A 26,113-nucleotide genomic window follows, 5' to 3' on the forward strand; every position below is an offset into this window, starting at 1 on the left:
GCAGAGATAGCAAATCCATAGTCAAATAGATAATTATGGAGATAACAATGCTCTCTATTCTCTGTCCGACGAGACTAGAGCTATGGCGTCACAGAATATGGAGCCACTTCTATCATAGAATATAATCTTTCCTATCTAGCTCTGCTAAACAATTTTCTATACACAGAATTATTGTCCCATTAAATAATCGTCCAGAAAAATCATAATAATGGACTGAAAAAGTAAAATAGTCGCTCGACAATACGCTGCCAATAGGGACGCTTCGACCAGATAGTAGGTTCGATAAGCCGCGAAAGAGCGATATAGTTTTCTTGCACTCGTGCTAGATCGCTGCCAAAATTATCATCATCGATGACTAGGGTGATTTCAAAATTAAGCCATAGACTGCGCATATCCAGATTTACCGTCCCCACCAGACTTAATTGACCGTCGACTAGTACGCTTTTCGTATGCAGTAGACCGCCCTCAAACTGATGGATCAACACTCCAGCTTCTAACAGTTCGGTAAAAAAAGCCCGGCTAGCCCAGCCTACCAATATAGAGTCGTTGTGGCGTGGAATGATAATATGGACTTTTACACCGCGCTGCGCCGCAGTACAAATAGCGTGGAGCAAATCATCGCTCGGTACCAAGTAGGGTGTAGTCATCACTAATTGTTCGCGTGCTGCATAAATTGAGGTGAGCAACGCCTGATGAATGACCCCCTCAGGAAAACCGGGACCCGATGCGATCACTTGAAGGGTGTGTCCGCTGGCCTGTTCAAACTGCATGATATTGACGTCTGGCGGCGGCGGAAGGATGCGCTCTCCAGTTTCAATTTCCCAGTCGTAGGAAAAAATGATCCCCATCGCGGTTGAAGCCGGCCCTTCTATGCGGGCCGTAATATCGATCCATTGGCCAACGCCGGCATCTTGTTTGAAAAAACGCGGATCTACCATGTTCATGCTGCCGGTGTAGGCAACATGATTGTCAATCAGCACCATTTTGCGATGTTGTCGCAAATCCATGCGGCGAAGAAAGACCCGGAAGAGACTGACGTGCAGGGCTTCTACGACATGCACTCCAGCGGCCCGCATGAGCGCGGGGTATGGGCTGCGGAAAAAATCCAAGCTACCGGCGGAATCGAGCATTAGCCGGCAGCGCACGCCACGCCGTGCTGCTGCCATCAATGCCTCCGCCACCAGGTCCACTTGGCCGCCAGTTTTCCAAATGTAGAATACTATCTCAATATTGTTTTGAGCCAGGCCGATATCGCGGACCAGCGCTTGAAGCGCGTCATCACTGCTAGTCAGCAGGTTCATTTGGTTGCCCTTCAAACCACCCATGCCCTGACGATGTTCGCACAATTGAAATAATGCCCGGGCCACTTCGCTATTTTCAGTGGCAAAAATACGCCGATAATTTTTTAGATTTTCGATCCATTTGGCGGTAGATAGCAAGAGGGCTTTACTACGTCTAGCGCGACGTTTACCCAGGTTAAGTTCGCCAAACAACAAATAAGTAATAATTCCAACTATAGGAAGAATATAGATCACTAGTAACCAAGCCATAGCGGATGGCACCGCGCGACGTTTCATCATAACCCGCAAGGTGACGCCTGCAATCAACAGCCAATAGACAAACAGCAATAACCAGTTGATTACAGTATAAAGCGTTGTCATAAGGGGAAAACATCCTGTTTGCGGAGCATTAATGTGAGTTTACGCATAAGAGGCGCAAAGAAGACATTGTTTTACCCAGCGCATAATGTGCTGTTTGACGCGGTTTTGCATGGATGAAAAGTTAATCGCGACTCAGCTGAATCGCGACTGTAATATCATAGCTTTAATATCTTATAGTGATTTCCGTGTGTTTTCCAAAAAGCAACTAATGTCTGTTTTAACTTATGACGACAGCCCTGTAGCAATTCTAGCATTAGCTGAGTGCGCACATCGTCTCTGCTATGCAGCAGCGATTGTGTTGTCTCAAAATGATCTGGTCTTATCCAGACCGTCGAGATAACGCTCAGCGTCCAACGCTGCCATACAACCAGTCCCAGCAGCAGTAATCGCCTGACGGTAGTTATAGTCTATGACGTCACCGGCGGCGAATACGCCAGGAATTGAGGTGGCGGTCGCGTTGCCATTGATTCCGGACTGCACGTGCAAATAGCCATTTTGCAGTGCTAATTGGTCGCCAAAAATCGTGGTATTAGGACTATGACCGATAGCGATAAATACCCCAGAGACCGCTAAATCTTCATAGGTGCTGTCAGCTACTTGTTTCAAACGTACGCTGGTGACACCCATCTCGTCTCCAAGCACGTCTTCCAGGGTACGGTTAATATGCAGTACAATATTACCGCGGTTTACCTTATCCATCAGACGCTCAATAAGGATCTTCTCCGCACGGAAGGTATCGCGACGATGGATCAAATGTACTTCTTTAGTAATATTAGCCAAGTAGAGAGCTTCTTCTATAGCGGTGTTACCGCCGCCAACTACCGCCACTTTTTGGTTTTGGTAAAAGAAACCATCGCAGGTAGCGCAAGCGGAAACTCCTTTCCCTTTATAGATCTTTTCGGATGGCAAACCAAGATAGCGCGCTGAGGCGCCGGTGGCGATAATAAGCGCATCACAAGCATATTCACCATGATCACCGACGAGGCGGAACGGACGGATTTTCAAATTAACTTGGATAATATGGTCGCAAATGATTTCCGTATTGAATTTTTTGGCGTGGGCGTACATGCGTTCCATCAGTAGTGGGCCGGTCAGTCCCTTTGGGTCGCCTGGCCAGTTTTCCACTTCAGTGGTAGTTGTTAGTTGTCCACCTTGCTCCATCCCGGTAATCAAAACCGGGTTTAGATTGGCGCGTGCGGCATAGATTGCGGCGGTATAACCCGCTGGCCCCGAACCTAATATAAGCAATTTACTGTATTTCACTGTAAATATGTTCCCCTCATTATTGTCGACTCAAGAAATTACAAAAGTAAGTGGTTATTATCACGAGTTAAAAACAGGTTTTGTCTGTTCTCTATTAAACATTAAGCAAAAATAAAAACGAAGTAGTGTTATACCTTATGAGATATTATTACAAGGTTATGATATTATCCTGAAGTTTCCACCTGATTATGACTGTTGAAATACTTACTGTCACTTTTGTCGTTAAAAAATCAAGATGTCATCGATTCTTGAGACTCTTATCTGTGAAAAGGATAAACCGGAACTGATAATAGGGAAATCAATAAAAACTGCACCTGTAGCTTGTAGACGCACACGGCATATCACTTATTTTCAACGGCCATAATCAGGTGGAAGATCGCTCCGGAAGTCGTTCTTAAGATTTAAAATCTGAGTTATGTCCCATTTTCTAAGGGATTCTGCTCTATCCGCTGAGCATATTTTGCCTTACTTCATAAAATGAAAGTATCGAGAATAGTATTATATTAAGATCAAAATTATAATTGAGATAGGACTATCTCAGCGTGATGGATGCGTTAATCAACCTATGGTATGCAGCTATCCATTTGTTGTTTGCTTTTAAAAAAGTAACTAATGTTTATCTTAAATGCTAGTCTTGAGTGACGACGGTTCTTAGGAAATATCATCATGGGACGTAAAGATAAAAGACAGATTGTGACTTAGATTTCTTGATCTTCTTATTTTTTTTGAATGCATAAGAAAAATTGATATTATCTGCCTTCATTATTTGCGTTATTGAGGCGATTAACCAGATATACATCTGACTATCGTTGCTATGGTTAATACACAATTCTAGATACAGAGATATTGCTTGAATATTCACATGGCTTAACGCTGAAGTTGTCATCTACTGTGTAGCAGATAACTCATGGTCTGATGCATAAAAGCAATTAGATCGTATGTTCCTATTAGCGTCTGTCTTTAACTCGTGACAACAGCGATTCCAATTTACCGGTTCACATTGCCTGCTTAAAACTAACTCAGCATATAAATTACCTGTGTTTTATAATAATTTAATTGTAATGATCTACAATATAATCATAATCTTAATCCAACCACTAGTATGGATACAATTATTATGGCGTAGCAGGAAAGCACCCGCCTACCGCCGGCGTTGGGCCGAACGCTATGGCTTTTGCCAAGGAAAAGTCAAACCTGGTGGAATTATGCTGCATTCCGTGTCAGTCGGCGAAACGCTCACTGCTATCCCTTTGCTACGTGCACTACGCCACTGCTATCCGTTGTTGCCAATTACTGTCACTACAATGACCCCTACTGGTTCTGAGCGAGTGCAGTCGGCATTCGGTAAAGAAGTCTATCATGTCTACTTACCCTATGATCTGCCAGGGGCAATGAGTCGTTTTCTTAATCAAGTAAATCCAAAGCTGGTTATCATCATGGAAACGGAGCTATGGCCTAACCTTATCAAGGCATTGAATCAGCGCGGCATCCCCCTGATAGTCGCTAATGCACGTCTTTCTATCAGCTCTGCTGCCGGCTATAAAAAATTTAGCGGTTTTTTCTCTGGAATCATGCGAAATATTACGCTCATCATAGCGCAAAATGAAGAGGACGCCGCTCGTTTCTTGGAACTCGGTCTGAAAAAGAAACAGTTAGCCGTTATGGGAAACTTGAAATTTGATATTTCTGTAACTCCCGAACTGGAAGCGAAAGCGCTTATGCTGCGTCGCCAATGGGCGCCTCGACGCCAGGTATGGATAGCTACCAGCACCCATGATGGGGAAGAGACGTTGTTATTAAAGGCTCATCGCCAGTTATTAACTAACTTTCCAGATCTTCTGCTGATTTTGGTCCCGCGTCACCCAGAACGGTTTCTGTTAGTACGGGAAATGACCATGAAAGCCGGCTTCAATTGCATCATGCGCAGCAGCGGCGAAATTCCGTCCAGCAATACACAAGTGGTAGTAGGAGACACTATGGGAGAGCTCATGCTACTGTACGGTATCGCCGATCTGGCTTTTGTCGGAGGAAGCTTAGTGGAGCGCGGTGGCCATAATCCTCTGGAGGCGGCAGCGCACGCCATCCCCATTCTCATGGGGCCATATACTTTAAATTTCCGTGATATTTGCAGAAAACTGAACAAAGCCGGCGGTTTGATTACCGTAACCGACGTAGTGACGTTAGTAACTTCGATTTCTGCCCTGTTGACTAACAAGGATTGCCGTCTGTATTACGGCTGTCACGCCGTTGATGTGCTGCGCCAGAATCAAGGCGCGCTCCAGCGCTTGTTGCATTTGTTAGAGTCATATCTTCCACAACGGAATCATTGAATGTCTCATAGCAAAGCTTGTCACCCGTAATAAGGCTGAAACCCTGTCGAGTTGTCTAGCCTCAACGAACTGGCAGATGAAATCGTAGTATTGGATGCAATAGCGTTGACGAAACACACCATATTGCCGCGCAGGTCTTTTCCAAGACTACGGATTGGCCAGATTTCAGCATACAGCATCAGCACACACAGGCTTATGCAAATGGTGGTTATATTCTAATGCGGTTTACAGCTGCGCGCGGCATAATTTATTTTCGGTCGTTTCATGCGCCACAGTGGCTGACATCTAGATTGAGTAGCATGGTTTATGCGCGCGCATGCTATTACTATAGAGCGCTGCAAGTCCATAAATCCCTTACTTGCCGCAATTTGTCGGCTTTCAGCGATAGCTGCAGTATGCGGAAGTCTGAGCGCGAGAGCCCTATCTCCAAGGGAGAAAATATAGTTTATTTACCATTATTAGTTATACTAGTAGTGCTTTTCAAGATTTAGCTGCTTCGCGCTGGCTTTTTGGCGATAAACAAAGTTAGTTACTTGTGGTGGCAAATATGCAATATTGCTTTTTGACATTCTGCCTAATGGTTATCTGGATTTGATGATCCATATTACCGGTGATTTCTTCCAATTACAGTGGCATGGTCACTATGACAGATCTCGATTAGGATGTAAGTGGAGAAATGACATAGAACAGAAACTGTTTCAATGATGCATTAATGTGTTTAATAGTATTAATAATTTCTGTAGCAGCCAAGCATTGTTTACGCTCCTTGTTTTCTTATGATAAAACAGCTAGAAAAGATTACCTTTATTACATACATCAGACCATTGTTCGTCTGTTTCATAAACAACTGTCGCATTAAGCGTTATCATCACAAAATTTTATATCTCAAAATTACTCTGATTTACATACCGTATACGTTAACAGCCAGCATAACCTTTACGTACCTGATATATAGCCTTCAAAATCTTGTTGAACTCAAACAATGATGTAGTATGCAAAATACACTTAACAAATAGAACGGTATAACTTGCATTGACATCAAACGTCTTGCTCGAAAACCATTTGCATTTCAAAATTAGAATCGATGCATGACTAGATCATTAGATGGTATATGATCAGATCCTGCGGTTATCAGATTCGAATTACGATTACTAATGTCTGTCTTTACTCGTGACGGTGGCCTGTAACGACACACTGAAGACATAGGCTTACTGTCATATATTCACACTTAGGATGTTATGACTACACTTCCTGTTTTTAATCGTTCTTTTCTACATCCTCGTTATTGGCTAATCTGGCTAGGTATTGGTGCGCTCTCTTTATTGGTACTGCTGCCTTATCCGCTGCTCTACATACTGGGTACCCGTTTGGGACGGCTTGCGATGCGCTTTATGCGCTACAGAGAGGCGATCGCGCGCCGTAATCTGCAATTGTGTTTCCCCGATATGCCAATCATGGAGCGTGAAGTGTTGTTGCGGAAAAACTTTGAATCGGTCGGTATGGGACTTATCGAAACCGGCATCGCTTGGTTTTGGCCTGATTGGCGTATCAAACGCAGGATCTCCGTTATCGGTCTTGAGCATATCGCCGACGCGCGCACGGAAAATAAAGGTGTTCTGCTTATTGGCATGCATTTTCTTACCCTTGAACTTGGAGCGCGAATTTTTGGCATGTATAACCCAGGTATCGGCGTCTATCGCCCAAATAACAATCCGGTGCTGGACTGGTTGCAAACTTGGGGGCGTATGCGTTCTAACAAATCCATGCTGGATCGGTCTGATATTAAAGGCATAATCCGAGCTCTGAAAAACGGCGATATTGTCTGGTACGCTCCGGATCACGACTATGGCCCTAAAAGTAGCGTGTTTGCACCTTTGTTTGCTGTTCCAAAGGCAGCTACTACCGCCGGCACCTATTTACTGGTCAAAACGGCAAAACCGGCGGTCATCCCGTTTATACCACGCCGCTTGCCTCAGGAGGGTAGATATGAGCTGTTAATTCTGCCAGATGAACGCGACATGCCGTTGGATAGTAACATTGCCGCTGCTAACTATATGAATAAAGTAGTAGAAAAAGCGATACTTCGAGCGCCGGATCAGTACATGTGGTTACATCGGCGATTTAAAACTCGCCCTCCTGGAGAACTTTCTGTATATCGCTGATTCTACCTGTGTCGACCTCAACCGAAGGCATAAAATTACCTCTACTTCCCTTTCGTCTTATACTATGTTGGTTGATTTGCCCTCGGCCAGAGCGTGCCTATCTCTGTTATGTTGCCGTATCTAACGGCATAACACCACCACTACTAGTTCGTATCAACTGGAAGCGCACATCTTAGCTCGCTAAGATGTTTTTTCAACCGGCATCGCATTTACTTTAGTAAATGCCGAAACGTGTTTGTCCAGGTTTTTATCGCTGATTTCATCCGTATTCAACGCTTAAACCGCAGTGCGGTATCGCTAAAACGATCACTCGCCTCTGATAATACATGTCCCTAGCGTTAGGGCTGTATACATTAGAGACTGTTGGTCATCTCGTGAGTAGTATATTTAAGATCTCAATGATAATCAAAATTCGCTTTAGATCATATCAGCATGATAATGACAATAATACTATTAAGTAAATTCAAATAGCCACATGACTGATGCATAGCCAATGTATCTGATGAATTTAACTGGTTATTTTGTGGTAAATAAAATATACTCGTCTAATAAACTAGAATAACTTGAATTTACGTACTTGCATTAAATGATTTGTCTTGAAATCATTTACTGTCAAAATCAGAAACGATGCATAAAATCATTAAAAAATTGCTTATATAATTGCTTTGGATCTTTGCATCCAAAATCATGCGTTGCTATATTGACGATAGTTGGATGTATGTCTGGTTGAAAATAGCGAAAAATGAAGTTGGAATGTTTTTACAGATACGCAGGTACAGTGTTGAGCACCTGAGATTAAATTTTACTTTAGTATAATAAAAATCACGACTTTTCAGAAAGTTATTTTGTGCATTTTATGAGTAGTTGTGCGTTTGATATTTGAACAAGATAGACCGCAACCGTATTAAGCGGCTCTATAAATGTATTGAGGTTAAGCGGATGCTAGCGTAATAACGCGAGCTCAATCTGAGCTGAGCAATAAAAATCGCTGATTTCCACTTAACCGCTAGCTCTTTACGAAAAATTCTAATACGATTTATATGCGCTGAGTTCAAATGTGGCCCTGCCTCACGCAGGCTCATATGCTGGCCTAATTAATCTCTGCATTATGACCAGTCAAATGACTTTTGTATGTGGGATTAACGCCGTTCGTCTTACCAAACTCGCTAAAATGCCATATTACTGCTGATAGCCACGGATCGTGACCAAGATAGCCGGATTCGCCTTTTTTCCAATAAAAGATTTAAGTTGCTAACTTGATAGCAGTGAACACCTTGCAGTGTTAAACTCTTCCTATCTCTTGGGAAGACGGAAATTTCATTGCGCTCTTTTCCCTGCCTGTCTAGGGAAATCCAATACACTGGCAAGCGTTGCTTGGTACGTGACGATTAAAACAGTAGAAAACGTCATGTTGATATTGCTTAAATAATGCCACAGCTGTAGTTATTGAAAGAGAAATACCCTTGTAATTCTGCGTAATTCGGCTAAAATAACAGGCCGAAACGTACGTTTCGGCGTAAACCTGCCAAGACAAGCTGATCGGGACCAGTGTAAAAACGTCATTTAAAAAATAGGGCTGATACGACCAGATTTAAATGTAAATTCACCGAATTTTAATACCCGTTCCTTTAATATATAGTCGATAAATTTACAATGGTTTGTTTCACGGACTCTTACCCTTTAAAGATATCAGCACCAAGGGTGGATGCTAAAATGGCTCTTTCCAAGATACTTGTATTAAAATAGCGCAGTGTCACATCGTAGGACTCACATTAGTATAATGATGTATTTGACATTCCAGTCTTATGCTTCGGATTTCGTATGGCGCTTAGCTCTGCTGCCAAAGCACATCACTAGATTTCCTAAGAAAAAGGATGTCGTCACAAGTTAAAGATAAGCATTAGTTGTGCTATTTTTGCTGATCACTAATAGGAAAGAAAGGAACATGGCGGCGTTGCACAGTTTAAAATAGGTCCCCATAAACTTGCTCCCTAATTATATCGTATAGGGTATTGATTTTTTACTTGCGAAGCAAGTACAGAATAGTTGTTGATTAATACAACGCATACAAAAGTTCACCTTATATATAACAGAAGCTGCACCTAGCTTGTCGACGCATACTTAGAGTAATTGTAACGTCTGGTACTATTGCTAAGTGTATATTCGATCCAAGTTTACTTGGAAGATTGTTTGCTGGCCGAAAAGGCCATGATGGCAATTTAATAATCAAACAAGGACTATGACAACAAGATCATGTAGTAGGGTGATATGGTATGCGTCGTTTTTGATTTTAAAAGAAAATGGTTACAAGAACGACTTGATGCTAAATTCAAGTTAAGCTACTCAGCTTAATGAATATACTTTGCTTATTATATAATAAGTTGCGTCTAACAAGATTTTATCTAAAAAACAAATAACGCTTGTCTTTAACTTGTGATGATTCGCCCTAGGCGCGAACGAAATCAATATGGATCAGTTTTGGTTTGCACGGATGACGTTGCACCGCTTGCACCCTTACTTTACTTCTTTTATTATCAATTAGCAAATCCAAAACGTCAGCGTAAAAACCTTCTTTGAACTGGGTGTTCAAGACGATATCGTGATCCAGCGCGATAGCAATCGGCGCTTCGGTTCCACCATAAATGATAGCTGGAAACTTATTCGCACGCCGCAGGCGGCGGCTTTCCCCTTTTCCCTGATATTTACGGATTACAGCGTTGATAGTGAACATAGTTTTTCTCAAGACGATGTTAGCAGCAAGCTTACTTACTAGTAAGCGGACATTATCAGAATTACCGGTGGGAAGCAAACAAAACTAGGTTGGCTACGTAATGTAATAGTTTTAACCACAAAATCCCGTAATTTGTCCGCTTCCACCTTAATATGTCCTCTATCGCTCTTAGTCGACACTATCTTTGCCATAATAAGTCATCTAAAGCTCTATATTTTTTCTAACCCGCGCGCCACGATATACTACTATTTCACCTAGCCTATAATAACCAACATCCGTAATGTTCAACTACTGCTCGTTATTTTACTTCTAAAACATATTGGCAAACCGCAAACACAGCAAAAACCTATACCGGCCAGTTCTAAGCGTCTAGGGTTTATCTAGCCAATTTCTGCACCTCTCACATAACTCTTGTGAGCGAACTTCATGGAGACAAATACGTCGATTGGTTACAATGTGTAAACTTAGAAAGTTATCATGAAGCCAGAAAGGGCGAAAATCTCTTTACAGCCGCACAGAATACAAAGAGTCAGAGATACGCTGTTAGCCTAAATTAACACCGACAATTGCTGGAGCCGGCTTAAAGCCGGACGCGTAATAGCAATAAGAAGCGAACGCCTCACTGACACGGATTAAACTGTGCTGCACTTACCTTCAGCCAGTACCGACACCTATCGATACAACCTGTTGTCTTTTAACGTTGAAACGACTGACGCATATAAGCGCCTTTACAAAACATTACCAAGTGGAATTACTTAATAACGTCGGTTACGTTTGCGCTGGTGAACGCGTCCCTGACTGACGCGTTCATTGTTGCCATAATCGCGCAACGTAACTATCCGGTCAAAACCGGCACTTGCGAGTAGGCCGCGTACGGCTGCTCCTTGACGCCAACCGTGCTCTAATATCAACCAACCCCCAGATTCTAAATGGGCCTCCGCTCCGCGGCAAATTGCCGCTAGATCCTGCAGCCCATTTTGCATTGATACTAAGGCGCTACGGGGCTCGAAACGTACGTCCCCCTGCATGAGATGGGGATCCTCCACCTCAATGTAAGGTGGATTGCTCACAATAAGATTGTAGCGTTTCGCTTGCAATGATTTAAACCAATTATCCTCATGGAATTGCACATTTTTTAGTCCCAAACGCACAGCGTTATCACGAGCGAGTTCCACAGCACCATGCAGGCGATCGATGCCAGTTATCCGCCATGCTGGCCGCTCTGAAGCCAGCGCTAGGGCGATAGCACCGCTTCCTGTCCCCAAATCCAGTACCTCAGCGCGGTCTGGTGATAATAGGTTTAGCGCGCACTGAACCAGACATTCTGTCTCAGGACGTGGGATTAGCGTATCGGACGACACGCGTAACGGTAAAGACCAGAACTCACGTTCACCGATTAGATAAGCTATAGGCTCTCCTTGTTCTCTCCGTACTAGTAGCGCCTCGAGTGTAGTATGCTGCGCAGTCGTCAAAGAAGTTTCGCCGAAAGCCAGCAGATGGGTGCGCGTTACGCCGGTCACTTGTGCCAACAAAATTTCGGCATCGCGCTTGGCGCTTGGACTGTGGGACACACGCAGCCTGAACACGGCTTGAGCTAGCCATTGTTGCCAGTTCATCAGGATGTCTCGGACATCGCGGCAAGCTGATCGGTCTGATATTCTTGCATAATGGGTTGGATCAACACGTCGATCTTGCCTGCCATAACTTCCTCCAGCCTATAAAGCGTCAGACCGATTCGGTGATCAGTAACCCGCCCTTGGGGAAAATTGTAGGTTCGGATGCGATCAGATCTGTCGCCACTACCTAAAAGATTACGGCGCGTGGAAAATTCTTCTTGCTGCCGGCGTTGGAGTTCGGCAGCGCGAAGGCGCGAGCCTAATACGGCTAGCGCCTTCGCTTTATTCTGATGCTGGGAGCGTTCATCTTGGCATTCCACCACCAGCCCGGTAGGCAAATGGATGACGCGGATAGCTGAATCAGTGGTATTCACATGCTGGCCGCCAGCCCCGGAAGAACGAAAGGTATCTATACGTAGATCGACAGCGTTGATTTCCGGTAGCTCTGCTTCAGGAATTACCGGCATTACCGCTACAGTGCAGGTAGAAGTATGGATACGGCCCTGAGATTCAGTCTCTGGTACACGCTGTACGCGATGACCACCGGATTCAAATTTCAGTAGTCCGTAGGCCCCTTCATGGGACACCTTTGCGATAACCTCTTTGAAACCGCCGTGTTCTCCATCGCTAGCGCTGATGATTTCCACCATCCAACGCCGAAGCTCAGCATAACGACTATACATGCGAAACAGGTCGCCTGCGAATAGTGCTGCTTCATTACCGCCAGTGCCTGCACGTATTTCCAGGAAACAGCTGCGTTCGTCATCGGGATCCCTCGGCAACAGCAGAACTTGCAATTGTTGTTCAAGTTGTTCAAGACTTGCGCGAGACGCCAGCAACTCTTCTTGCGCTATATCACGCATTTCTGAATCCTGCAGTAGATGCTCCGTAGTGCGGATAGTTTCTTGTAGCTTCTGCCACAACTGAAAATAACGAGTAACATCGGAAAGCTGCGCGTACTCCTTTGACAGAGCGCGAAAACGGACTTGATCAACTACAACACTGGCATCACAGAGCAAAATTTCCACTTCTGCGCGTCGCTCTTGTAATGCTGTTAATTTAGTGACTATCGAGAACTTCATGCGTTGTGGTCACCTTATATATATCAGTATCTGTTTAGTTCGCATCTTGAAAGTGTAGTTTTCGTGGCAGACTGCTGCAGCAAAAGGTAGCTGCAGATCTTAGGTTTGATTAAATTATTCATTATATTAGTGTAAAATGTAATCATAACATGAGTTTTGTCTCAATATTTCATCTTATGATGATCGCCGCTAAAGCGATTCCACAACTGCTGAACCAAATAGATTGCTTTGCGCAGACAGTCTGGTTAATAAAATAATACAATTGCCGATACAGCCGTTATTCAGGTGATTTTTTGAGGCAAGCCGGCTAGATCGGCCAGATCAGCATGATTTTCGATAATAATATATTTGCCTTTTACTGCCAGTATCCTACTTTTTTGGAAGCGTCCGAATAAGCGACTGATGGTTTCCACCGTTAGGCCAAGGTAATTTCCGATATCACCACGGGTCATGGTGAGTTGGAATTCACGTGGAGAAAATCCGCGCTGGGCAAAACGGTATGAAAGTTTATAGATAAACGCGGCCAGACGCTCCTCAGCGTTCTTTTTCGACAATAGTAGAAGCATATCTTGCTGACTTTTAATTTTACTACTCATCAATCGCATTATCTTCTGACGCAGATTAGGTATCTTACCGAAAAGATCGTCAAAGTGTTCAAAAGGAATTTCGCAAACCATTGACGTCTCAAGCGCCTGAGCAAAACTAGGATGCTGGCTGCTTCCAATAGCATCAAAGCCCATCAAATTGCCGGATAAATGAAAACCTGTTATTTGTTCATCACCTTGTTCAGTAATAGTATAGCTTTTAATCGTACCCGAGCGGATGGCATAAAGCGACCTTAACTCATCACCGGCTTGAAATAGCGTTTGCCCTTTCTGGAGTGGTGTTTTACGTTCAATAACATTATTAAACTGAACCAGCTCGTTCGCATTGAGAGCAAAGGGAATACAAAGTTGGCTGATATTGCAATCCTGACAATGGACAGCTCCGTTGCCGGACTGAACACGTCTAATAATACGCTTTTCAGGGAAAATCATTAGGTCGCCGATCATGAATATTGACTTGCGTCAAGTTTAACATTAATTGCCGCTGTTATAAAAGTGTCTCGGTGAGTTGATATATTCTATCAAAGAAGGTAGATTGTAGGATAAGAACACTCAAATTTAGTGTTGATAATTTCTGTAGCATCTGCGGAAATACAAAACAACGAGAAGATTGTCTTTTCGTACATATAGTAGATACTAACTTTAGTTCAAGATGACTCTTGCTTTTTCTTTTTAGAAAAACAAATGGCAAAACGTGGGCGTATACCTTCAGTCCAATGAAATTATTTATCGTTCTGATATGAAGCTAAGTTATCTTCACAATAATTTACGTCTTGAATATACTATTCTCTATATTTTTGTTTTATAACAATAGCTTCTAAAATATACAACTGTCTTTTCCATTTATCCATAACAGAATAAGCAGACTCGTCTTTAACTTATAAAATATCAGCAGATGTGCGTCATGATAAAAGAAAGTGGCGGAGGAGTAGAGATTCGAACTCTAGAACGCTTTCGTGTTGCCGGTTTTCAAGACCGGTGCCTTCAACCACTCGGCCACTCCTCCGCAAGAAGGCAAACTATAAATGGAGTTGATCCGGTTGTAAAGAGCGTTTATGTTGATTAGATCGTAATTTAGATTCGCTGATATTAATTATATTGGTCATGTTCAATTTAATGAAATTAATTTCTGATTTGAATGAATATTAATTCAAGTGATACCAACCTATCCGATGAGTATATTTTCTTACTACATGATTAATGGAATCCAACAAGACATTGTAAAAGAGCTATGCATCAGCCATTCAGAAATCTCTAGTGAATTTAATTAACAGAATAATTTGTTTATGTATTTTTTGACCATGAAATCAAACTTTATTACCACACTACAGAAGATAATGTGTATTTGACATACATCAGACTATTATCAATATATTCCTCACCATTTATTCTTTCCTAAGAAAGAATAACCAATGTTCTTTAATTCATAAAGAAAGCTCTTAAATCAATGCTATTGAACTTGCTTTAACGCCTTCACGTCCATCACACAATGCATTGTCATATCAACGAACCAAGTGTATGTCTGATTGATTGCCTCGATAGAGAAAATGAAGCTGAAATGCTTTCAAAGACAAAACTTATCTATTGCCGGTTGAGGTGAGTAAAGTCATGCTGTGCAGATAAGTTACAGCTCGGTCTATTCTTAGCGCATAATATTACCTAGATCGATACTCGCTTTCATCTTCCAGTACACAATTTCAGAAACGATAAGAATCAGAAAAACTCAAAATACATTGTGTGTCGATTGTTGCCTGGTCTCACCTATTCACGATTGATCTGGAATGCAGCAATAGCGAACCGCTCTATGAGCGCATAAAGCTTTTCTATCGAGAAACAGCGATGACCTTATTGGGTACTGCGCGCCTGTTACTAAACCGTAAATACGGAGCGATGATGAACGCAACTTTATATTGCGTTGCCTAAGTATAATACCGTCGTATCTATCCAACAAAATATTATGGGGGAACTATTACCACTGGTGTACTGGCCGATAAGCCTCATGCAAATGCTGCTTGACGCGTCAGACTTTTCCGAAGCGCGTAACGTGAACGCGCTGTTTCTTGCTCATACCTGACTTAATCGTATAGCAGAATGAATAGTCTAAAGACATTCGGCCAGGAAAACAGTTCGAATTGTGCCTGCTGTTAGTCTTCGTCCTATTAAACAGGGTCACTTTAGGCTATATAACTAGACAAGGCTGTCGATCATGTCGCGACACTGTTTGTGTCGATCAATCACCATCTGAGATTGCATCAGAAAATACGTTATATATCAATATTGGCGGCTTTTAAAGCATTCTCTTCTATAAACGCACGCCGTGGCTCTACCTCGTCCCCCATTAGCGTAGTAAACAGCTGATCAGCTGAAATGGTGTCCTTTACCGTGACGTGCAACATACGACGGTTGATTGGATTCATAGTCGTTTCCCATAGCTGCTCGGGATTCATTTCGCCTAAACCTTTATAGCGCTGCACCACCAAGCCACGGCGCGACTCTTGCATCAGCCATTCCAGCGCTTGCTCAAAGCTAGTAACCGGCTGACGCCGCTCCCCTCGCTCAATATAAGCATCTTCTTTAAGAAGATCACCTAGCGTTTCGCCAAGCGTCGTCAGTTTGCGATATTCACCGCTATGGATAAAGTCGTAATCCAGCAAGTAAGCCGTATCGATGCCATGCGTTCGCACCTGAAGCAACGGCTCAAACACTTGGCGTTCACGATTTTCCTGTACTTTATAAGTGTATCTACTACCATACTGCTCATGATCGTTCAGTACTTGCACCAGAGAGGCCATCCAACTTATGATTTGATCCTGTTGACTTAATTGCGCTTCAGTCAGAGACGGCTGATAAATCAAGTGATAAAGCAACGCACGCGGGAAACGGCGTTCCATGCGGAGGATCATTTTTTGTACGGCGCAATGTTCGATCACTAGATTTTCTAACAGTTGTCCATCCAGCGCCGGAGCATTCGCGTTAGCGTGTAGCATGGCACCATCTATTGCTAACGCTATTTGATACTGATCCATGGCTTCATCGTCTTTAATATATTGCTCTTGCTTACCCTTTTTGACTTTATAAAGCGGCGGTTGGGCGATAAATACATGGCCGCGCTCGATAATTTCCGGCATTTGACGATAAAAGAAAGTCAAAAGTAGAGTGCGAATATGCGAGCCATCAACATCGGCATCAGTCATAATAATAATATTGTGATAGCGTAACTTATCCGGATTATATTCGTCTCGGCCGATGCCACAGCCAAGGACGGTTATGAGGGCAGCGACTTCTTGGGAAGAGAGCATTTTGTCGAAACGGGCCTTTTCGACGTTGAGGATTTTCCCTTTCAACGGCAATATCGCCTGATTCTTACGGTTTCTACCTTGTTTGGCCGAGCCGCCGGCGGAGTCACCCTCCACCAGGTAAAGCTCCGACAGCGCCGGGTCACGCTCCTGGCAATCCGCTAACTTGCCCGGCAGGCCCGCTAGATTTAGCGCTCCCTTACGGCGAGTCATCTCGCGCGCTTTGCGAGCAGCTTCACGGGCACGGGCAGCATCGATAATTTTCCCCACTATAATTTTTGCATCGTTAGGGTTTTCCAGTAAATATTCTACTAGCCGTTCGTTCATCAGTGATTCCACCGCCGGTTTTACTTCGGACGAAACCAGTTTGTCTTTGGTTTGAGATGAGAACTTCGGATTCGGGACCTTAACAGAAACCACGGCGGTAAGTCCTTCGCGAGCGTCATCACCAGTCGCGCTGATCTTGGCCTTTTTACTGTAGCCTTCTTTATCCATATAGGAATGCAGCGTGCGAGTCAGTGCAGCACGAAAGCCGGCTAGATGGGTACCGCCGTCGCGTTGGGGAATATTATTGGTAAAGCAGTAAATATTTTCTTGAAAACCGTTATTCCATTGCAGCGCGATTTCCACACCAATACTGTCTTTTTCATTTGAAAAATAGAATACACCCTGGTGGATAGGTGTCTTGTTTTTATTCAAATATTCCACGAAAGCCTTGATACCACCTTCATAATGAAAGTGATCTTCCTTATCGTTGCGCTTATCGTGCAAACGTATAGATACGCCGGAGTTCAGAAAAGATAGTTCCCGAAATCGCTTGGCTAGGATTTCGTATTGAAATTCAGTGTTATTCGTGAAGGTATCAAAGCTCGGCCAGAACCGCACGGTAGTGCCGGTTTTATTTGTTTCACCTATCACTTTTAAAGGTGATTGTGGCACGCCAGCATAGTAGGTTTGCCGATAAACTTTACCTTCTCTTTTAATTATTAGTTCAAGTTTTTCCGACAGAGCGTTTACCACTGACACACCGACACCATGCAGACCGCCTGACACTTTATAGGAGTTATCGTCAAACTTTCCACCCGCGTGCAGTACGGTCATAATAACTTCGGCAGCAGAGACGTCTTCTTGTTCGTGGATGCCGGTCGGAATGCCGCGTCCATCATCCTGCACGGAAACCGAATTATCTTCGTAGATCTTGACCATAATTTCTTTACAGTAACCAGCTAAGGCTTCATCAATAGCGTTATCTACAACCTCAAACACCATATGATGCAGACCGGTGCCATCATCGGTATCTCCGATATACATATTCGGGCGCTTACGTACAGCGTCCAACCCCTTGAGTACTTTGATACTTGAAGAGTCATAAGAATTCAACATCAACTTTTCCCGCTCGTTTTAATCTTCAGATTAAAAGTTCATTTTACTCTTTTCCCCTTTGAATATCTTGCCCTTTCATCGGGAATGTCAGGGACATTATCCGCGTTGTACGAAATACGAGGCCGTAATCAAACGCATAAATGGCTTATAGAACGCTAATTTAGCGTTGTCGTTGACACTCACAAAAAATTGAAATTGGCGACCATTTACCACATTGGCTACAGCCGCATCGGCATAATGATATAAGTGGCTTCCTGACTAGCACTATCTTCAATCTGCACGCTAGACACTTCATCAGTTAGCAGTAGTCGCACACCTTCGCATTTTAACGCATTCAGAGCGTCAAGCATGTAACTAACATTAAAACCGATCTCTATCTCACTGCCCTGATAGACAGCATCTAGAATCTCTTCTGCCTCTTCTTGCTCCGGATTGTTAGCGGTAATTTTCAGCTGATTGGCACTTAAATACAGCCGCACGCCGCGAAACTTTTCATTAGCAATGATTGCAGCCCTGGCGAAGGCTGTTTTAAGCACATCACATCTTGCTTCAAGCGTTTTATCGGGATTTTTCGGTAACACACGGCGATAATCTGGGAAATAGCCGTCAACCAATTTTGAGGCGAAAATGTAATCATCGACGCTAACGCGAATATTATTGCTACCGATTTGCACTTTCACAGGATTATTTCCATTGTTCAATATTCGCATCAACTCTATTACGCCTCTTCGCGGGACAATAACAGAGTAGGCCGGTAACGCTTTGCTAACAGATATAGCACAGACAGCCAGACGATGACCGTCGGCGGCCACGGTACGCAACTCTTTGTCTTTAGTTTCAAATAGCATACCGTTAAGATAGTAACGAACATCTTGATGTGCCATAGAAAACTGGGTCGATTCAATTAATCGCTTCAAAATAGATTGCGACAGCGTGAACTCCACCTCGCTTTGCCAATTGTTCAGATTAGGAAAGTCTGAAGCAGATAACGTGGACAGCGAATAACGACTGCGCCACGAACGAATCAGCATGTGTTGTCCTTCCAACGTTACAGTGATCTCTGCACCTTCCGGCAAGCCGCGGCAGATATCAAAAAACTTCCGTGCCGGCACTGTGGTTGCTCCCGGCTCGTGAGCGGTACTTAGTGTGACCTGCGCAACTATTTCCATTGCCAAATCGGTACCGGTCAACAGCAAACGGTTTTCGGCAACTTGCAATAACAAGTGTCCTAAAATCGGTAAGGTTGGGCGCCCCTTTAACGAGTTGCTGACCTGTTGTAAAGGTTTAAGGAGTTGCTCACGTTCAACGATAAATTTCATAATTAGGACGATAATGTTCTAAGTAAATTGAAAAAATCTTCTTTAATGTTGCAGCTTTCTTTACGCAACTGCTCGATTTTTCGGCAGGCATGTAGCACCGTCGTGTGATCACGCCCACCAAAAGCATCGCCCATTTCGGGCAGACTATGATTGGTTAATTTTTTCGATAACGCCATCGCTATTTGTCGGGGTCGAGCAACCGAGCGTGAACGTCGTTTAGAGAGCAAATCAGCCACCTTGATTTTATAATATTCGGCCACCGTTTTCTGGATATTATCGATAGTGACCAGCTTTTCCTGTAGCGCCAGCAAATCTCGAAGCGTTTCGCGCACGAAATCGATAGTAATCGCCCGACCGGTAAAGTGAGCGTTAACGATGACGCGATTTAACGCACCTTCTAGCTCACGCACGTTAGAACGCAAACGTTTGGCGATGAAAAACGCTACTTCCCTTGGCATGTGGATCGCGCTCTCATCGGCTTTCTTCATTAATACAGCCACACGCATCTCAAATTCTGGCGGCTCAATCTCGACCGTCAGTCCCCAGCCGAAGCGTGACTTCAGCCGGTCTTCCATCCCATTTATCTCCTTCGGATAGCGGTCGGAAGTCAAGATTATCTGTTGATTACCTTCCAATAACGCATTACAAGTATGGAACAATTCTTCCTGTGAGCGTTCCTTATTAGCAAAAAACTGAATGTCATCGATAAGCAACGCATCAACCGAACGGTAGTAACGTTTAAAGTCTTCTATGGTGTTGTTTTGTAAAGCCTTAATCATGTCCTGGACAAAACGCTCGGAATGCATATACACCACTTTAGCATTGGCCTTGCGCCCTATGATGCCATTGCTCACCGCATGCAGTAAATGAGTTTTGCCCAATCCTGTTCCACCATAAAGAAAAAACGGATTATAAGCGCCGTTCGGGTTATCGGCGATTTGTCGTGCTATCGTACATGCCAGCTGGTTGGACTTACCTTCAATGAAATTGTCAAAGTTATGCTTGGCATTTACATTAGAGTAATAAGAACACTCAAACTGAACTGAAGCGCTATCCCAGCTTAGGCAACTTAGCCGCGGACAGACAACCGCTGCCTGGACAGACGCTTCGTTGATATGACGGCTAGAGGATTGCAACATTGCCAGCTTCGGAGGTTTTCTACCTACTTCAAAGCGCAGCAGCGGTACATCGGTACCGCAAAAATCATTTAGCAGGGTGTTGATGTTATTTAAATACTTATCCCGCACCCAATCTAGCACGAATCGGTTAGGAGCATAAAGCGCTAGAATGTTGTCACTCAGTTTTGCCTGTAGGGGTCTTATCCACATATTGAATTCTGTGGCAGATAACTCATCCTGTAATCGGGCAAGACATTGCTGCCAAAACGAAAATGACATGACGGACTCCAAATAAAAACAAATGATTCAAGCTTATTTTTTGACACAGATTACAGCTATGCAACATGCGAAGCATTTGAAACGATTTTCCCGCAATGGATCTTATCGGGGGTTCCGTTAAGGAATATGAAGCATAATGCACCACACTACAGATCTTTTTTCCACACAATGCCAACTCTTTTTATCCACAGGGTAATAGAATAGGCATTTAAGAGTGTATCTGATAATCTCTTTGTCGGATAAAAAAGTGAGCCTTGTGATCAACAAAATTTAAAGATGTTGTCATAAGCTACAGACAGGCATTGATTTTTTAAGCAAAAACAAGCAGTAGTACATCTTATAGGATATAATTACAAGATGTGAAGCTATGACAATGGAAAGATGAATTTATTAGCACATCATCGGCATGATATTGCCGACCGCTGCTGAGAGAACAACGAGCTTTTACTTCCCGTCAGAAAAGACATATGAAGTGATGTCGCAGAAGATAATAGATTGTATATTACTATAAGTGTTTTGGATCCTAAGTACAGGGTTTATTTGGAGAGATCTGCCGCTTAATTATGTTGTTAGAAAATACCTATCGCTTTTTCGTTATAGAGGTCGATATGAGGAGGTATATCCATTCCTTACCTGAAGTAGACATTACAACAGGAGGCTCAACAAAAATAACACCTGACCGTAGATGTGCATGGCATGCTATTCAAAGCAATTTTAACATCTTATGCTGTTAACTGACAATCCGATCTAAACTTACTCAAGGAGTTTGCTATAGATTATGTGTCGACCGACTGAGACTATGATAGCGATTTAGTTATTAAACAAGCTGAAATAAGGAATGAAGTCTGTCATGCTAATGCTATCCAACAAGCACATCAAAAGCTTTAATACCGATCTCTACAGAATCGCCATATTGCTGAGTGCGTCTTTATGACAATTATACAGTGGCGAGGAATCATGGATTCATGGAGAGACCTGCAAAAATCGGGCATACCGACTGCTAGACACCACGCGTAAGCAAATGACAATGCCTAGGCGTTAAGGTAGTGCTGAGTACAGTGATTTCAGCTAAAATCAGCTTTTCCAGCGACTTCAGCAGATTATATCGAGAATTATCGACAGGTTGACAAGGGCAAAATGCAGATCACAGGCATTGTCTTCTACACTATGACTCACTAGGTAATGCTATATGACTTTCTAAAACATGAGAATGATCGAGAAAAAATCTATAGTTGCATTCATCTGAAAATTCGCAAGGCTGCAGATTACTTCGTCCGCCGTTAGTAACATTAAACTTGTGACAAAAAATTGAGGCTGTCATCCACACCGGTCAGCAAGCCTTTGTGGAAAAACATTATAAAAGGGAGCGGAAATCGACTGCTTCCGTAAACGGTCTTAAGGAGTAGGCTTTACTAGCACTGTGTCGGTTTGTTACAAACCAATAAAAGCAGGTCGGTTACGGAAAATTTTAACTGGCGCCACACCTTGTACCGTCTATCAAGTTGGCTCTACAGCTAAATGATTAACGATCGGTAAAACAGGCGCAATCAATGTGATGTTTCAAATTAACATCAGTGAACAAGCTATCGAAGCCAATATTGCACCTGTAGAGGTGTTGGCGCTGGCAGCGCTGACCATTGAGCGCCCGAACCCATGATCACGTGATTTGATGGTAATGCCGACGTAGCAATTTCCGCGCCAGCTAGCAGCTTTCAAACACATATTCTCTGCATGAAACTTGACAACGCGCTACCCAGGAGGCGTAGGTGCATTATTGTTAGATATGACGGATAACATGCCAGAGGTTATTACACCAATGTCAGTACTCTGGTGCGTATTGGCACTACGAATTTTTGGCACTAGAAAGTAAACTCACGTGAATCAACAGCTTCTTTGTACCTCCGACACCCATGCAAGGAGCGCTTATGCGCCAAAAGATGAAAATTATTCTAAGCATTATCGCCTACACGGCGCGTGTTAATTTATTAAGGATATTATTTTCTTATGCTAACGCTGACGCTTTTAGTTAAAACACTTGTCGACCTCTATATTATGGTGCTACTGTTGCGCATTTGGATGCAATGGATGCGCTGCGACTTTTATAATCCTTTTTCTCAATTTATCGTTAAAATCACCCAACTTGTAATCAAGCCTCTGCGCCGAATGATGCCCAGCATTTGCCCAATATACACTACTGTGTTTCTATTGACATTTATCTTGACAATAATCAAATTTCCGTTGTTGACTTTAATCGAGACACATGTCCTGATCATCGATCCGGTTTATTTTCTGGGCGGACTACTAGCGCTGTTGAAAGCGGTCGGAGAACTAGTATTCTGGGTAGTCATGATCCGATCATTACTTAGTTGGGTTAGCCAGAAACGCAGCCCGATGGACATAGTTCTATACCAATTAAGTGAACCGCTGATGCGGCCTATCCGCCGTATTCTGCCAGCCATAGGTGGAATTGATTTTTCAGCAATGCTAGTGACCCTTATACTGTATGCACTGAATTATCTTGGCATGAATTTGTTTCCTGGAATTTGGTATCGGCTGTAATAGATATTTAGCAGAAATTAAGAAAGACCGTAGTATGTAAAAGTCGGGTTATCTTTAACAAAGGGAAACTGGAGAATCATAAATAGTTTAGTATCGACCAACTCTAGTAGCAGTCCAATGTCATTACGGCACATAATAATTAGTAAAGTATGAAAACATACTTATAAAGGTCACTACGCGGCCAGAGTCATTGGTTTGCCGCCATCGACAATAATTCAGGCTTATCGGTAAATGCGCTCGTCGGCACGCCGGGAATTTATTTGGCTCGTTATGCGGTCGAAGACATTAGCAATCCTCAGAATCTGAACAAAATATTCTGTTCCGACACAACGCCGATGATGCTTCACTATAGCAGTTGAATTGGCAACATCTCTCACAAACTCTCCGGTACTGGCACTTTTTGGTTACAGTTCTATCTTCCCTCTATAGGGGCAGTGCCGATGCCGTGCTCAGCGTGCAAACAAGCAGGCGCTAACCACGGTTGGGTGCTCACAAGTCTCTTGGAGACGTTACACTATGCCTAATTTTCCGCCGCTCAGTCTGTACATACATATTCCTTGGTGCGTGCAAAAATGCCCTTACTGTGATTTCAATGCCCATGTGCTAAAAGGCAAAGTGCCGCCTAAGGAATATATCGATCATTTGTTGGCAGATTTGGATCATGACTTACTTCTGGTATCGTATCGCACCATAAATACTTTGTTTATTGGCGGTGGCACTCCCAGCTTGCTTTCGGTTAGTACTGTACAGTCTCTGCTTAATGGCATCCGCCGGCGTCTGCCGTTAGCACCGGACGCCGAAATCACCATGGAAGCTAATCCAGGTACAGTCGAAACGGATCGTTTCCTGGGCTATCAGCTGGCAGGAATCAATCGTATTTCCATCGGAGTACAAAGCTTCGAAACAGAAAAACTCGCCCGTCTTGGTCGCATCCATGATGCGGATGAGGCTAAACGCACGGCGCGGTTAGCGATGTCACTGAACTTGCGCAGTGTTAATCTTGATTTGATGCATGGCTTAATGAATCAGTCACTTGCTGGCGCACTTGATGATTTAAACAAAGCGATTGCCTTAACGCCGCCACATCTTTCCTGGTACCAATTAACTATAGAACCGAAGACATTATTTAGCTCACGACCGCCGGTACTGCCGGATGATGATGCGCTCTGGAATATCCACAAGCAAGGCGACGCGCTGCTAAAAGCAGCGGGTTACTGTCAGTATGAAATCTCCTCTTACGCCCGCCCTGGTTTCCAGTGCCGCCACAATCTTAACTATTGGCGCTTTGGTGATTACCTTGGCATCGGCTGTGGCGCCCACGGCAAGCTGACCCAGCCAGATGGCACTATATTACGTACGAGGAAAACCCGCCATCCACGTAGTTATATGCAGGGAAATTATCTAGATAAACGCTATTCAGTAGTTCCCGCTGAATTATCGTTTGAATATTTTATGAACCGTTTCAGGTTACTAGAAGCAGCGCCGCGTGCTGAATTCACCACTTTGACTGGACTGACGGAAGACACGGTGCGCCCCGCGTTGGAGCGTGCTTTAGCCGAAAATTATATCACAGAGAACGCTAGCCATTGGCAGGTAACAAAGAAAGGCCAATTATTCCTCAATTCGCTGCTGGAGTTCTTTATATAAGACGCGGCACATATGCTATACAGGCAAACACGTTAACTCTTTCCGCACTTCTAGAAATCCTGTTCCTGGTTATTCTATTTGATCTGCATTCCCGAGCTGTAACGGATGCTGTTGTTGGTCGCCTGAGGCATAAGGTTAACGCTACATTCGCAAAAGGCGCTTGAAAATGTTCTAACCTTATTTTCGCTATTGAGGGGCTTAACTCTAAATGTACACAAGATTACCTTCATAATCACCTATAGTATAGATTATTCGGTACAAGGTAAAATGTAAATGGGTATATTAAAGACTTAAATGAAACACCCACCTATCATGATATCATCATGATAAATGATTAAAAACGAGATGTGTACGGATATCTTACTGAGACTAGATGGCAAAGTCACGTGGCATCCAATAGCCTTATATGTATTGTTGTCATAAGGTTACTTAAAAAACTTTTCGAGCCAGCTTTCTAGTATAATTACCGCTGACTCCGCGTCGACTTTGCTTTTTTCTAGTGCGAGATAGCCTCCGAGTTCAAATAGACCCGCGCGGGCCTCAACAGTGCTGAGGCGCTCATCGTGCAAGGCTACCTGAACACCAAAGCGACCGTGAAGCCGATTGGCAAACTTACGTGCCTTGGCAGTCAACGGCTGTTCGCTACCGTCCATATTCAACGGCAAGCCCACTACTACTATTTCCGGTTGCCATTCATTCAATAATTTTTCGATCTCTTGCCAGTCATCGTTGTTACGAATCTTGAACGCTTTCAGCGGCCAGGCGGTACAAGTGATACGCTGACCAATAGCCACGCCGATGCTGCGCGTACCAAAATCGAATGCCATAACACCACCAGCATTGGACATTAAGTATAATCTGCCTGCTTGGAAAATAATGATGCTACTTTATCCGATAAGTATGTTTTTGTTGACTATTAATATTTAGTGAGTTTTGTGTATGGATTCTATTTTCAACTAGTTTTGCAAGCAAAACATTTAATGTAACTACATACATCATAATACATCTATATATTTCTTGGTCCAAAAAAACGAGCTAGAACGTGTTTTTTATGCAATCATA

At 43.4% G+C, this 26,113-nt stretch carries 15 protein-coding genes and 1 tRNA gene; 5 read left to right on the forward strand and 11 right to left on the reverse strand.

Annotated features, from left to right (window positions below; translation table 11 throughout):
- Positions 1–200: 200 nt before the first annotated feature.
- Together cls and trxB are read right to left on the reverse strand one after the other, a co-directional pair.
- Positions 201–1,661: a cardiolipin synthase gene (gene cls, locus A4A68_RS02605; protein WP_067566258.1), complete on the reverse strand. Its 1,461-nt coding sequence runs from the start codon at positions 1,659–1,661 to the stop codon at positions 201–203.
- A 303-nt stretch (positions 1,662–1,964) separates the two neighbouring features.
- Positions 1,965–2,933, reverse strand: coding sequence for a thioredoxin-disulfide reductase (trxB, locus tag A4A68_RS02610; protein ID WP_067566261.1), 969 nt, complete (start codon positions 2,931–2,933; stop codon positions 1,965–1,967).
- A gap of 1,052 nt (positions 2,934–3,985) precedes the next feature.
- Here trxB and waaA point away from each other — a divergent pair.
- Positions 3,986–5,254, forward strand: coding sequence for a lipid IV(A) 3-deoxy-D-manno-octulosonic acid transferase (gene waaA, locus A4A68_RS02615; protein WP_067566572.1), 1,269 nt, complete (start codon positions 3,986–3,988; stop codon positions 5,252–5,254).
- A gap of 1,238 nt (positions 5,255–6,492) precedes the next feature.
- On the forward strand, positions 6,493–7,416 hold the full coding sequence (locus A4A68_RS02620; RefSeq protein WP_067566264.1) for a Kdo(2)-lipid IV(A) acyltransferase: 924 nt from the start codon (positions 6,493–6,495) through the stop codon (positions 7,414–7,416).
- 2,446 nt (positions 7,417–9,862) lie between these two features.
- On the opposite strand, the gene rplY is transcribed toward A4A68_RS02620, so the two are convergent.
- The 8 genes from rplY to dnaA form a co-directional block, all read right to left on the reverse strand.
- Entirely contained in the window at positions 9,863–10,147 is a 285-nt protein-coding gene (rplY, locus tag A4A68_RS02625; RefSeq protein WP_067566276.1) for a 50S ribosomal protein L25, read from the reverse strand.
- 755 nt (positions 10,148–10,902) lie between these two features.
- A complete protein-coding gene (gene prmC / locus A4A68_RS02630) occupies positions 10,903–11,763 on the reverse strand; it encodes a peptide chain release factor N(5)-glutamine methyltransferase (protein WP_067566279.1) in 861 nt (286 codons plus the stop codon).
- On the reverse strand, positions 11,763–12,845 hold the full coding sequence (gene prfA, locus A4A68_RS02635; protein WP_067566282.1) for a peptide chain release factor 1: 1,083 nt from the start codon (positions 12,843–12,845) through the stop codon (positions 11,763–11,765). The genes prmC and prfA overlap by 1 nt, the downstream gene beginning before the upstream one ends.
- Before the next feature lie 281 nt (positions 12,846–13,126).
- A complete protein-coding gene (locus A4A68_RS02640) occupies positions 13,127–13,879 on the reverse strand; it encodes an FNR family transcription factor (RefSeq protein WP_067566574.1) in 753 nt (250 codons plus the stop codon).
- Positions 13,880–14,368: 489 nt separating this feature from the next.
- A tRNA-Ser gene (locus A4A68_RS02645) sits at positions 14,369–14,456 on the reverse strand.
- Between the two features lie 1,258 nt (positions 14,457–15,714).
- Positions 15,715–18,129, reverse strand: coding sequence for a DNA topoisomerase (ATP-hydrolyzing) subunit B (gyrB, locus tag A4A68_RS02650; RefSeq protein ID WP_067566285.1), 2,415 nt, complete (start codon positions 18,127–18,129; stop codon positions 15,715–15,717).
- Positions 18,130–18,347: 218 nt separating this feature from the next.
- On the reverse strand, positions 18,348–19,448 hold the full coding sequence (gene dnaN, locus A4A68_RS02655) for a DNA polymerase III subunit beta (RefSeq protein WP_067566288.1): 1,101 nt from the start codon (positions 19,446–19,448) through the stop codon (positions 18,348–18,350).
- 2 nt (positions 19,449–19,450) lie between these two features.
- Positions 19,451–20,845, reverse strand: coding sequence for a chromosomal replication initiator protein DnaA (gene dnaA, locus A4A68_RS02660; protein ID WP_067566290.1), 1,395 nt, complete (start codon positions 20,843–20,845; stop codon positions 19,451–19,453).
- Between the two features lie 2,004 nt (positions 20,846–22,849).
- Here dnaA and A4A68_RS02665 point away from each other — a divergent pair.
- The 3 genes from A4A68_RS02665 (at position 22,850) to hemW (ending at position 25,051) form a co-directional block, all read left to right on the forward strand.
- Positions 22,850–23,404, forward strand: a complete 555-nt coding sequence (locus A4A68_RS02665) for a YggT family protein (RefSeq protein ID WP_067566293.1) — start codon at positions 22,850–22,852, stop codon at positions 23,402–23,404.
- Between the two features lie 203 nt (positions 23,405–23,607).
- Positions 23,608–23,763: a non-canonical purine NTP pyrophosphatase gene (locus A4A68_RS03930; RefSeq protein ID WP_158648185.1), complete on the forward strand. Its 156-nt coding sequence runs from the start codon at positions 23,608–23,610 to the stop codon at positions 23,761–23,763.
- Positions 23,764–23,920: 157 nt separating this feature from the next.
- Positions 23,921–25,051, forward strand: coding sequence for a radical SAM family heme chaperone HemW (hemW, locus tag A4A68_RS02670; RefSeq protein WP_067566296.1), 1,131 nt, complete (start codon positions 23,921–23,923; stop codon positions 25,049–25,051).
- A gap of 425 nt (positions 25,052–25,476) precedes the next feature.
- On the opposite strand, the gene ruvX is transcribed toward hemW, so the two are convergent.
- Positions 25,477–25,899: a Holliday junction resolvase RuvX gene (gene ruvX, locus A4A68_RS02675; protein ID WP_067566299.1), complete on the reverse strand. Its 423-nt coding sequence runs from the start codon at positions 25,897–25,899 to the stop codon at positions 25,477–25,479.
- Between the last annotated feature and the right edge of the window lie 214 nt (positions 25,900–26,113).

The organism is Candidatus Doolittlea endobia (genome assembly GCF_900039485.1).
Taxonomy (GTDB): domain Bacteria; phylum Pseudomonadota; class Gammaproteobacteria; order Enterobacterales; family Enterobacteriaceae; genus Doolittlea; species Doolittlea endobia.